Origin of the sequence: Parageobacillus thermoglucosidasius (genome assembly GCF_001295365.1) — a bacterium.
Lineage (GTDB): Bacteria > Bacillota > Bacilli > Bacillales > Anoxybacillaceae > Parageobacillus > Parageobacillus thermoglucosidasius.
On sequence record NZ_CP012712.1, the window covers coordinates 1,746,295 to 1,757,719 of the forward strand.

Consider the following 11,425-nt stretch of genomic DNA (forward strand, 5'->3'; position numbering starts at 1 on the left):
AAGCGGAAGCGGACGAATGCGCCGAGATAAAGTACTTCCTTCCCCTTTTTTATACGCAAACAGCGTAACACCCTGTCGACTGGACAGGGTGTTTTTTTATGAGATGGCTAGAAATTGAAAAAGGAGCGAGAAAGATGCACCATTTGTTTACATTGACAGAATTATCGTCAGCAGAAATTACCGAATTGTTAGATGAAGCGGAGCGGTTTGCAAAAGGAGATCATTGGCAGGCAACAGAGCCCCTTTTTGTCGCCAATTTATTTTTTGAACCGAGCACGCGCACGAAATGCAGTTTTGAAATGGCGGAGCGGAAACTCGGACTTCACGTCATTCCGTTTGATGCCGACATGTCGAGCATGCAAAAAGGGGAGACGCTATATGACACGGTTCGCACGCTTGAAGCGATCGGGGTAAACGCGGTTGTCGTCCGCCATTCGCAAGATGCGTATTTTGAAACGCTTCGCCATGTGATTCGCATTCCGATCATTAACGCCGGAGACGGTTGCGGGCATCATCCGACACAATCGCTTTTAGATTTGCTTACCATCCGTCAAGAGTTTGGCACATTGGAAGGATTGACGGTAGCGATTATCGGCGATATTCGCCATAGCCGCGTCGCCCGTTCCAATGCCGAGGTGCTGGCAAGATTCGGAGCGAGAGTGTTGTTTTCCAGTCCAGAAGAGTGGAAAGATGCGGCTAATCCGTACGGGACGTATGTGGACATCGATACAGCGGTGGCGGAAGCGGACGTTGTCATGCTGCTGCGCATCCAGCATGAACGGCACGAAGAAAAAATGGGGCTGACAAAAGAACAATATCATGCACGCTACGGCCTGACGCTGGAACGGGGAGAAAAGATGAAGAAAAACAGCATCATTTTGCATCCGGCGCCGGTCAATCGCGGCGTCGAAATTGCGAGCGAACTTGTCGAGTCGAAACGTTCACGCATTTTTAAACAAATGGAAAATGGTGTTTATGTGCGGATGGCCGTGTTAAAACGGGCAATTGAAGGAGGGATAGCGAATGGCAGTTATTTTAAAAAATGGAAAATCGTTTAATTCACATGGCGCCATCGAGCGGATGGAGTTGAAAATCGAAAATGGCATCATTACCGAAACCGGCCCAGAGCTACATAGCGGAGAAGCGGACGAAATCATTGATGTGCAAGGAAAGTTCATCTCTGCCGGATTGATCGATTTGCATGTTCATTTGCGCGAACCGGGCGGCGAACAGAAAGAAACGATCGCAACTGGAACGCTGGCGGCGGCGAAAGGCGGTTTTACGACGGTAGCAGCGATGCCAAATACGAATCCGGTGCCGGATACGAAAGAACAAATGGAATGGCTTCATGAGCGGATCTGCGAAACTGCCTATGTCCGTGTGCTTCCATATGCGGCGATTACGATGCGCCAGCAAGGAACAGAGCTGACGGACTTTGCGGCATTAAAGCAAGCAGGGGCGTTCGCGTTTACTGATGACGGCGTCGGCGTGCAGTCGGCCGGCATGATGTATGAAGCGATGAAGCGGGCGGCTGCTCTTAATATGGCGATTGTCGCCCATTGCGAAGATAACACGTTAACGAACGGCGGAGCCGTGCATGATGGCGAATTTGCATGCCGCCACGGGTTAAACGGCATTCCGTCCGTTTCCGAATCGGTCCATATTGCGCGTGACGTGCTGCTGGCGGAAGCAACAGGCTGTCACTATCATGTCTGCCATATCAGCACGAAAGAATCGGTCCGCGTCGTTCGCGATGCGAAGCGGGCGGGCATTCGCGTTACAGCGGAAGTGACGCCGCACCATCTTCTGTTATGTGATGAAGATATCCCAGGCCCTGATGCGAATTATAAAATGAATCCGCCGCTGCGCAGCAAAGAAGACCGCGCGGCGTTGATTGAGGGGCTGCTTGATGGGACGATCGATTTTATCGCCACTGACCACGCTCCGCATACGGAAGCGGAAAAACAAAAAGGAATGCGCGCTGCCCCGTTTGGCATCGTCGGTCTGGAAACGGCATTTCCGCTCCTTTACACCCATTTGGTGGAAACCAACATATTGACGCTCAAACAGCTTATCGATTTGCTGACGGTAAAGCCAGCGGAATGTTTCGGGCTGCCGCTTGGAAAACTTGCCGTCGGCGCGAGGGCGGATATTACGGTGATTGATTTAGATGCGGAAGAAACGATTGATCCTCAAACGTTTGTCTCGAAAGGAAAAAACACGCCATTTGCCGGCTGGACATGCAAAGGATGGCCGGTGATGACGTTTGTCGGCGGAAAACTAGTTTGGCAGAAAGGAAGAGAGTGAATGAAACGGCAGCTTGTATTGGAAGACGGTTCGTTTTTTATCGGGGAGGCATTTGGCAGCACGAAAAAAACGGTTGGCGAAGTAGTGTTTAACACGGGAATGACCGGGTATCAGGAAATTTTAACAGATCCTTCGTATTGCGGGCAAATCGTGACAATGACGTATCCGCTCATCGGCAACTACGGCATTAACCGCGATGATTTTGAATCGATTGAACCACATATCCATGGCTTCATCGTCAAGGAAGTGTGCGATGTGCCATCCAATTGGCGAAGTGAAATGACGCTTGATCAATATTTAAAAGAAAAACAGATCCCGGGGTTGTCGGGAATTGATACGCGAAAATTGACGCGGATTATCCGCCAGTACGGGACATTGAAAGGAATGATCTGCGACTTGGATGTCAGCGTGCAAGAAGCTGTCGAATCTTTGAGAACAATAGAACTGCCGAGAGACCAAGTGAAGCGCGTCTCCACGAAAAGCGCCTATCCGAGCCCGGGGCGCGGCTACCGCGTCGTTCTCGTTGACTTTGGCATGAAACATGGCATTTTGCGGGAATTAAACAAGCGGAATTGCGATGTCATTGTCCTTCCATACAACGCGACAGCCGAAGACGTGCTCCGCCTCCATCCGGACGGAGTAATGTTATCCAACGGTCCCGGCGACCCGAAAGATGTGCCGGAAGCGATAACCATGATTCGCGGGATTCTTGGCAAAGTGCCGCTTTTTGGCATCTGCCTTGGCCATCAGCTGTTCGCGCTCGCTTGCGGCGCCGATACGGAAAAAATGAAGTTCGGCCATCGCGGTTCAAACCATCCGGTCAAGCATTTGGCGACAGGAAAAGTGGCGATCACTTCGCAAAACCACGGCTATACCGTTAAAAAAGAATCGTTGCGGCATACAAGATTAAAAATAACACACACCGCTTTAAACGATGGCACGATCGAAGGATTGCGCCATTTGGATTATCCGGCGTTTACAGTTCAGTATCATCCGGAAGCATCACCTGGCCCTGAGGACGATAATTCGCTGTTTGACGAGTTTATCGAGATGATTCGCGAATTTAAAAAGGAAGGGGAAATCGTCCATGCCTAAACGCCAAGATATTGAGACGATTTTAGTGATCGGTTCCGGCCCGATTGTCATCGGCCAGGCGGCAGAATTTGATTATGCGGGGACACAGGCGTGTTTGGCGCTAAAAGAAGAAGGATACAAAGTCATTTTAGTCAATTCCAATCCGGCGACGATTATGACTGATACGGAAATTGCCGACAAAGTGTATATGGAGCCGCTTACATTTGAGTTTGTGTCCCGCATTATCCGCAAAGAACGCCCAGATGCGATCTTGCCGACGCTTGGCGGGCAGACGGGGTTAAACTTGGCAGTCGAGCTTGCCAACGCCGGGGTGCTTGCAGAATGCGGTGTCGAAATATTAGGCACGAAGCTCGATGCAATTGAAAAAGCGGAAGACCGTGAGCAATTTCGCGCACTGATGAACGAACTTGGCGAACCGGTTCCGGAAAGCGAAATTATTCATAACTTGGAAGAAGCATACGCGTTTGTCGAAAAAGTCGGCTATCCGGTCATCGTCCGCCCGGCGTTTACGCTCGGCGGCACGGGCGGGGGCATTTGCACGAACGAGAAGGAACTGACCGATATCGTTTCGACCGGATTAAAGCTAAGCCCGGCGCACCAATGTTTGTTGGAAAAAAGCATCGCCGGCTATAAAGAAATCGAGTATGAAGTGATGCGCGATGCCAACGATAACGCGATCGTTGTCTGCAACATGGAGAATATCGATCCGGTCGGCATCCATACGGGCGATTCGATCGTCGTCGCCCCGAGCCAGACATTAAGTGACCGTGAGTATCAGTTATTGCGCAACGTCTCATTGCGGATCATTCGCGCCCTTGGCATCGAAGGCGGCTGCAATGTGCAGCTGGCGCTGGACCCACATAGTTTCCGTTATTATGTCATTGAAGTCAATCCGCGCGTCAGCCGTTCATCAGCGCTCGCATCAAAAGCGACCGGCTACCCGATTGCCAAGCTTGCCGCGAAAATTGCCGTCGGCTTAACGCTAGATGAAATGATCAATCCGGTAACGGGCAAAACGTACGCTTGCTTTGAACCGGCGCTCGATTACGTCGTGACGAAAATTCCGCGCTTTCCGTTCGATAAATTTGAATCGGCGAACCGCCGCCTTGGCACGCAAATGAAAGCGACAGGCGAAGTGATGGCGATTGGCCGGACGTTTGAGGAATCGCTGTTAAAGGCAATCCGCTCCCTTGAGACGAACGTGCATCATCTTGAGCTTAAGGATGCCGGAAACATATCAGATGAATTAATCGAAAAGCGGATTCGCAAGGCAGGGGATGAGCGCCTCTTTTATATCGCCGAGGCGCTGCGCCGCGGCTTTACCGTCGAACAAATCCACGAATGGAGCCAAATTGACCGCTTTTTCTTAACGAAAATCGAAAACATCGTCCGCTATGAAACCATCATCCGCGATCATATCGGTGATATCGAGGTGCTGCGGAAAGCGAAAAAAATGGGCTTTTCCGATGCGGCCATCGCTAAGCTTTGGAAAAGAAGCGAGCGCGACATATACGAAATGAGAAAGCAAGCAGGCATCCTTCCTGTATATAAAATGGTCGATACGTGCGCGGCGGAATTTGCCTCAGAAACGCCGTATTACTATAGCACGTACGAAGAGGAAAACGAATCGGCCGTCACCGCCCGCGAAAGCGTTGTGGTGCTCGGTTCGGGGCCGATTCGCATCGGGCAAGGCATTGAATTTGATTACGCGACCGTTCATTCCGTCTGGGCGATTAAAGAAGCGGGCTATGAAGCGATTATCATTAACAACAACCCGGAAACGGTGTCGACGGATTTTAGTATATCCGATAAGTTGTATTTCGAGCCGCTCACGATGGAAGATGTGATGCATGTCATTGACTTGGAAAAGCCGGTCGGGGTGATTGTGCAATTCGGCGGTCAGACAGCGATCAACTTGGCGGCGGAACTGGCGGCGCGCGGCGTTCGCATTTTAGGAACATCGCTTGAGGACTTAGACCGCGCCGAGGACCGCGATAAATTTGAACAAGCGTTATCGGATTTAAGGATTCCGAAGCCGCAAGGAAAAACGGCTTTCTCCGTTGAGGAAGCGGTGCGGATTGCCAAGGAAATCGGCTATCCGGTGCTTGTCCGCCCGTCGTACGTTCTCGGCGGCCGCGCGATGGAAATCGTGTATCAGGAAAAAGAGCTATTGCACTATATGGAGCATGCCGTGAAAGTCAATCCGCAGCATCCGGTGCTCATCGACCGTTATTTAATCGGAAAAGAGATTGAAGTCGACGCGGTTTCTGATGGTGAAACGGTGTTGATCCCGGGAATTATGGAACATATCGAGCGGGCCGGCGTTCACTCGGGCGACTCGATCGCCGTTTATCCGCCGCAAACGCTGACAGAGGAGATCAAGCGAAAAATCATCGATTATACGATGAAATTAGCAAGAGGGTTGCGCATTGTCGGCTTGCTAAACATCCAATTTGTCATGTATCAAGACGAAGTGTATGTGCTCGAAGTCAATCCGCGTTCCAGCCGGACGGTGCCGTTTTTAAGCAAAATTACTGGCGTGCCGATGGCAAACATTGCGACGAAAGTCATTTTGGGGGCGAAGCTGGCAGACCTTGGCTATGAAACAGGATTGCGGCGAGAAAGCGAAGGCGTGTACGTAAAAGTGCCGGTCTTCTCGTTCGCCAAATTGCGCAATGTCGATATTTCGCTTGGCCCGGAAATGAAGTCGACCGGCGAAGTGATCGGCAAAGACGCCACTTTTGAAAAAGCGCTCTATAAAGGGCTCGTCGCCTCAGGCATCCATATTCGCCCGCATGGCGCCGTGTTATTGACTGTCGCCGATAAAGATAAAGAAGATGCGGTGGAAATTGCCAGACGTTTCTGCGAAATTGGCTATCAGCTGCTTGCGACGAGCGGCACGGCGGAGGTGTTAAAAGCGGCGGCCATCCCGGTAACCGTCGTCAATAAAATTGATTCCGCATCGCCAAACATTTTGGACGTCATTCGCCAAGGAAAAGTGCAAGTTGTCATCAACACGCTCACAAAAGGAAAACAGCCGGAAAGCGACGGCTTCCGCATCCGCCGCGAAGCAGTCGAAAACGGCATTCCATGCTTGACGTCGCTGGATACGGCGCGGGCGATGCTGCAAGTGCTCGAATCGATGACGTTTTCAACAACAGCGATGCAAAGGATGGTGCGCGCATAATGAAGCGGGAAAACATGAGGATAGTCCGCCACAAGCAGCTTGCGAAAAACATTTACGAGATCGTGTTAAGCGGCCGCTTAGTGGAAGAAATGAATGAACCGGGGCAATTTGTCCATGTGAGAGTGTCTTCGCAGCCGGCCCCGCTCTTGCGCCGTCCGCTTAGCCTTTGCCATATCAACAAAAAAGAGCGCGAATGCACGATTATTTACCGGAAAGAAGGGGTCGGCACCGCCTTGCTTTCGGAAAAATGGCCGGGGGAAACGGTCGATGTGCTCGGCCCGCTCGGAAACGGATTTCCGCTTGATGCCGCGGCAAAAGGGAAGCGTGCGCTTCTTGTCGGCGGCGGCATCGGCATTCCGCCGCTTTATGAACTAGCGAAGCGGCTTGCCGCAAAAGGAGTTGTCGTCACGAATGTGCTCGGATTTCAAACGAAAGAAACCGTCTTTTACGAACGGGAATTTGCCGCGTTTGGCGAAACGCATGTGGCAACGGCGGATGGTTCTTATGGCATGAAAGGATTTGTCACCGATGTGATTAAGGAGAGAGAGCTTTCATTTGACGTGTTGTACGCGTGTGGCCCTAAACCGATGCTAAAAGCGCTTAAGCAAGCATTTCCGCACAAAGAGATATATCTTTCGCTGGAAGAGCGGATGGGCTGTGGCATCGGCGCATGCTTGGCCTGCGTCTGCCGCGTGCCTGGCAGCAAAACGGCGTATAAAAAAATATGCAGCGACGGTCCTGTATTTAAAGCCGAGGAGGTGGAGCTATGAACCGTTTAGCGGTTGAATTGCCGGGGCTTTCCTTGAAAAATCCGGTGATGCCGGCGTCGGGATGCTTCGGCTTTGGCCGCGAATACGCGCGCTTCTATGATTTAAGCGTGCTTGGCGCCATTATGATAAAAGCGACGACGCAGGAGCCGCGCTTTGGCAACCCGACGCCGAGGGTGGCGGAAACGCCAGGCGGGATGCTGAATGCGATCGGCCTGCAAAACCCCGGTTTAGAAAAAGTCATGAAAGAAGAGCTGCCGTGGCTCGCGCAGTTTGATGTGCCGGTTATCGCCAACATCGCTGGCTCGACGATGGAGGAATATGTTGAAGTTGCCAAACATATTTCGAAAGCGCCAAACGTTTGCGCGCTCGAGCTCAATATTTCCTGTCCGAACGTCAAAAAAGGCGGAATTGCATTTGGCACCATTCCGGAAATTGCCGCAGAACTCACGAAGCTCGTGAAAGAAATTTCCGAAGTCCCCGTCTACGTCAAACTTTCGCCAAATGTCACAGATATTGTTGAAATCGCGAAAGCAATTGAAGCAGCAGGTGCAGATGGGTTGACGATGATTAATACGATCCTTGGCATGCGCATTGATGTGAAAACCGCTGAGCCGGTTTTGGCAAACAGAACGGGTGGCTTGTCAGGGCCGGCGATTAAGCCGATCGCGATCCGCATGATTTATGAAGTAAGCCAGGCTGTTTCGATTCCGATTATCGGCATGGGCGGCATTCGATCCGCTGAAGATGTCATTGAGTTTTTCTACGCCGGCGCCAGCGCTGTCGCCATTGGCACGGCAAATTTCATCGATCCGTTCGTCTGCCCGAACATTATCGCCGAGCTGCCGCCATTGCTGGATAAGCTGGGCATCGACCATATTTCCGAATGCACGGGAAGGAGCTGGAAAAAAGGTGAACGATCCGTTTATTATCGCACTTGATTTTCCGACAGAAAAGGACGTAAGAGCGCTTTTGCAATCGTTCCCGCGTGAATCGCTATTCGTCAAAGTTGGCATGGAATTATACTATCAAGAAGGTCCGGAGATTATCCATTATTTAAAAGATCAGGGACACCGGATTTTCCTTGATTTAAAGCTGCACGACATCCCGAATACGGTTAAGCGCGCGATGAAAGGATTAGCCCGTTTCGGAGTCGACATTGTCAACGTTCATGCCGCTGGGGGAACGCGGATGATGGAAGCGGCGCTCGAGGGACTGGAAGCAGGGACGCCAAGCGGAACGCGCCGTCCATATTGCATTGCGGTCACGCAGCTGACAAGCACAAGCGAGCAAATGCTGCATCGCGAGTTGTGGATCGACCGGCCGATGGAAGAAACGGTGCTTCATTATGCGGCGCTGGCAAAACAAAGCGGCCTTGACGGCGTGGTCTGCTCGGCAAAAGAAGTGCCGCTTGTCCGCAAACATTGCGGCGAAGCGTTTTTGACCGTCACCCCGGGAATTCGTTTTGCCGATGACGAAAAAAGCGACCAAGTCCGCGTCGTTACGCCATATGAAGCAAAAAAACTCGGCGCAAGCTTTATCGTCATCGGCAGAAGCATCACCCATGCTGAAAATCCAGCTGCAGCTTACGAGCGGTTACAACGGGAATGGAAGGGAGAAGAGAAAGAATGAAAAAAGAAATTGCCACACATTTGCTTGAGATCGGCGCGGTATCGCTGCAGCCAAATGAACCGTTCATATGGTCGTCTGGGTTGAAATCCCCGATTTACTGTGACAACCGGCTGACACTTGCGTATCCGCACGTGCGCAGCGCGATCGCCGACGGACTTGCTGCATGCATTCGCACCCATTTTCCTGAAGTGGAAGTGATCGCCGGCACGGCAACAGCAGGAATTCCGCACGCCGCTTGGGTGAGCGAGCGCATGAACTTGCCGATGTGCTATGTGCGCAGCCAAGCGAAAGGCCATGGAAAAGGAAAACAAATTGAAGGAAAAGTGGAAAAAGGACAAAAGGTCGTGGTTGTTGAAGATTTAATCTCCACAGGGGGCAGTTCATTAAATGCGGTTCGCGCTTTGAAAGAAGCGGGATGTTCCGTCCTTGGCGTTGCCGCCATTTTTACGTACGGATTGGAAAAAGCAAAACAAGCGTTTGCGGAACATAAGGTGGAAGTGCACACACTGACGGACTACGACACGCTCATTGAAGCCGCAGCCGGGATGGGCGCCGTGACAGAACAAGACCTCGCGACATTGCGCAAATGGCGGGAAAACCCGGAAAAGTGGGGGAAATAAAATCAACGCAAGCGAAAAGGAGCGCATCGGACTATGCGCTCTTTTTCATGATATTGTTTCATTTTTCTAGTAGCAGTCGGTAAAATGAAAAATCCAGGAACGGCGTTGTCCAATCCGTTTATTTTTCATGTCTGGAATTAAAATTGGAAGAAGTATTTCGATAATTTTCTACAGAAGCTAAAACCCTAATTTTTCTGACAAAGGATTTGAAAACGGTTTTTCAAACAATAGTTAAAATTATAAAATTTTGTGCTCTTTGTTTTCAAAGATTGGTGATGAAATGACAGAGAAAATTTTTAAATAAGAGCATTGTAATAAAGCATATGTCCTTTGGAAATGGCGCACGTCAGTTCAAAGAATCATTTCCAGGGAGTGGGATTATTGTTGCATAGTCATTGGCCGCCTTCTATGTGACTTGTTATAGATAGTGAGTTTTTCCTTTTAAACATAATTCGAGTCAATCGATGTCTTTGTTTTCGTCACTTGGTGAAACCCTTTTTTTGAGCCTCTCTCATTCACTGTGAAATCATGAATATCGTTATAATCCTTTAGTAATGGTTTTGAAGGAAAATCATACAAAAGTTTTATATTTTTTCTTGAAGTACAGATAATGTCCATGTGACGATGGTAATATATTAATTAGATATGTATTCAAAGGAGATATAACCAAAAAATGTGTTTACTGCAAGATAGAGGATTGTCGAGTTTTTTAGAAAGATCGAGTTCTTTTGTGGTGAAGATCCATTGAAGAACGTACAGATTGTGGGGGATCAGCTTGGATGAACAGCAATCGAAGCCGCTGCGGATTCTATCGCTTTACGAGCGACTTCGCCGAGGGGAAACCATTTCTAAAAAAAGAGAAGCAGAACGTTTTGGAGTAAATGAGAAAACAATTCAACGCGACATTGATGAATTGCGTGCATATATTGCGGATAACTTTAAAACATCATTGGTATTGGAGTACGACCGAAAAAAACATGGATATGTTTTAAAGCAAAATGAAAATGATTGGCTGACAAACGAAGAGATTCTTGTCATCGCAAAGGTGTTGTTAGAAAGTCGGGCATTGAAAAAGACGGAAATGGATCGACTGCTAGCGAAACTAATATTACAATCACCTCCGCAAAATCAGCGTTTTATTCAGGATGTGATTCACAATGAGCATTTTCACTATGTTCCGTTGCAACATAATAAGCCTTTAATCAATATGATTTGGGATTTAAGTTACGCGGTACGCACTAAACGAGTAATCATTGTTGATTACAAAAAAGAAGGGGAAGATGCTCTGATTAAAAGAAAGCTAAAGCCTGTCGGAGTCGTTTTCTCAGAATATTACTTTTATCTAGTTGCTTTTCTTATGGATTATGATTTCGATTTCCCAACCATTTATCGGGTCGACAGAATTGTTCGTTACGACATTACGAATGAGCGGTTCAAATCAGACTATAAAAACCGATTTGAGGAAGGAGAATTTCGTAAGCGAGTTCAATTTATGCACGCCGGAGAATTAATGAAAATCACCTTTCGCTATTGGGGCCCTTCTCTTCAAGCAATTTTAGACCGTTTGCCCACTGCCAAAGTGGTTGAAAAGGACGGGCAATCAGCCATCATCGAAGCGGAAGTTTATGGACGAGGCATCAAAATGTGGCTTTTGAGCCAAGCGCAGTATTTGGAAGTGTTAAAACCTGAGGAGTTTCGCAATGAGATGAGGGAAACAATAGAAAGTATGTTAAGGAATTATATGTAAGTTTTTTGGGTTTGTCGATATATGTCATTTTTCAGAGGGTTTTATCTAAAATTTTCTCGCTAAAGATATA

The 11,425-nt window shown here is 49.1% G+C and carries 9 protein-coding genes; all 9 read left to right on the forward strand.

Annotation, left to right across the window (positions count from 1 at the left end; genetic code table 11):
• Positions 1-134: 134 nt before the first annotated feature.
• The 9 genes from AOT13_RS08735 (at position 135) to AOT13_RS08775 (ending at position 11,355) form a co-directional block, all read left to right on the forward strand.
• Positions 135-1,058 carry an aspartate carbamoyltransferase catalytic subunit gene (locus AOT13_RS08735; RefSeq protein ID WP_003251872.1) on the forward strand — a complete coding sequence of 308 codons (924 nt, stop codon included), beginning with the start codon at positions 135-137 and terminating at the stop codon, positions 1,056-1,058.
• Positions 1,024-2,307, forward strand: a complete 1,284-nt coding sequence (locus AOT13_RS08740; protein ID WP_042383332.1) for a dihydroorotase — start codon at positions 1,024-1,026, stop codon at positions 2,305-2,307. Before AOT13_RS08735 ends, AOT13_RS08740 begins: the two co-directional genes overlap by 35 nt.
• A complete protein-coding gene (locus AOT13_RS08745; RefSeq protein ID WP_003251869.1) occupies positions 2,308-3,402 on the forward strand; it encodes a carbamoyl phosphate synthase small subunit in 1,095 nt (364 codons plus the stop codon).
• Positions 3,395-6,589, forward strand: a complete 3,195-nt coding sequence (gene carB / locus AOT13_RS08750; protein WP_003251868.1) for a carbamoyl-phosphate synthase large subunit — start codon at positions 3,395-3,397, stop codon at positions 6,587-6,589. The genes AOT13_RS08745 and carB overlap by 8 nt, the downstream gene beginning before the upstream one ends.
• On the forward strand, positions 6,586-7,359 hold the full coding sequence (locus AOT13_RS08755; RefSeq protein WP_073519237.1) for a dihydroorotate dehydrogenase electron transfer subunit: 774 nt from the start codon (positions 6,586-6,588) through the stop codon (positions 7,357-7,359). Before carB ends, AOT13_RS08755 begins: the two co-directional genes overlap by 4 nt.
• The gene (locus AOT13_RS08760) at positions 7,356-8,297 is read left to right on the forward strand and encodes a dihydroorotate dehydrogenase (protein WP_003251864.1); all 942 of its coding nucleotides are present in this window, start codon (positions 7,356-7,358) and stop codon (positions 8,295-8,297) included. The genes AOT13_RS08755 and AOT13_RS08760 overlap by 4 nt, the downstream gene beginning before the upstream one ends.
• Positions 8,269-8,988 carry an orotidine-5'-phosphate decarboxylase gene (gene pyrF / locus AOT13_RS08765; protein ID WP_042383330.1) on the forward strand — a complete coding sequence of 240 codons (720 nt, stop codon included), beginning with the start codon at positions 8,269-8,271 and terminating at the stop codon, positions 8,986-8,988. The genes AOT13_RS08760 and pyrF overlap by 29 nt, the downstream gene beginning before the upstream one ends.
• A complete protein-coding gene (pyrE, locus tag AOT13_RS08770; protein ID WP_003251861.1) occupies positions 8,985-9,608 on the forward strand; it encodes an orotate phosphoribosyltransferase in 624 nt (207 codons plus the stop codon). The genes pyrF and pyrE overlap by 4 nt, the downstream gene beginning before the upstream one ends.
• A 775-nt stretch (positions 9,609-10,383) precedes the next feature.
• Positions 10,384-11,355, forward strand: a complete 972-nt coding sequence (locus tag AOT13_RS08775) for a helix-turn-helix transcriptional regulator (protein WP_013877237.1) — start codon at positions 10,384-10,386, stop codon at positions 11,353-11,355.
• The last annotated feature ends 70 nt before the right edge of the window (positions 11,356-11,425 follow it).

What these genes read in the sequence shown, in the direction of transcription:
- AOT13_RS08735 (WP_003251872.1), top strand. Translation starts at nt 135, where the DNA reads ATGCACCATTTGTTTACATTGACAGAATTATCGTCAGCAGAAATTACC.
- AOT13_RS08740 (WP_042383332.1), top strand. Translation starts at nt 1,024, where the DNA reads ATGGCAGTTATTTTAAAAAATGGAAAATCGTTTAATTCACATGGCGCC.
- AOT13_RS08745 (WP_003251869.1), top strand. Translation starts at nt 2,308, where the DNA reads ATGAAACGGCAGCTTGTATTGGAAGACGGTTCGTTTTTTATCGGGGAG.
- carB (WP_003251868.1), top strand. Translation starts at nt 3,395, where the DNA reads ATGCCTAAACGCCAAGATATTGAGACGATTTTAGTGATCGGTTCCGGC.
- AOT13_RS08760 (WP_003251864.1), top strand. Translation starts at nt 7,356, where the DNA reads ATGAACCGTTTAGCGGTTGAATTGCCGGGGCTTTCCTTGAAAAATCCG.
- pyrE (WP_003251861.1), top strand. Translation starts at nt 8,985, where the DNA reads ATGAAAAAAGAAATTGCCACACATTTGCTTGAGATCGGCGCGGTATCG.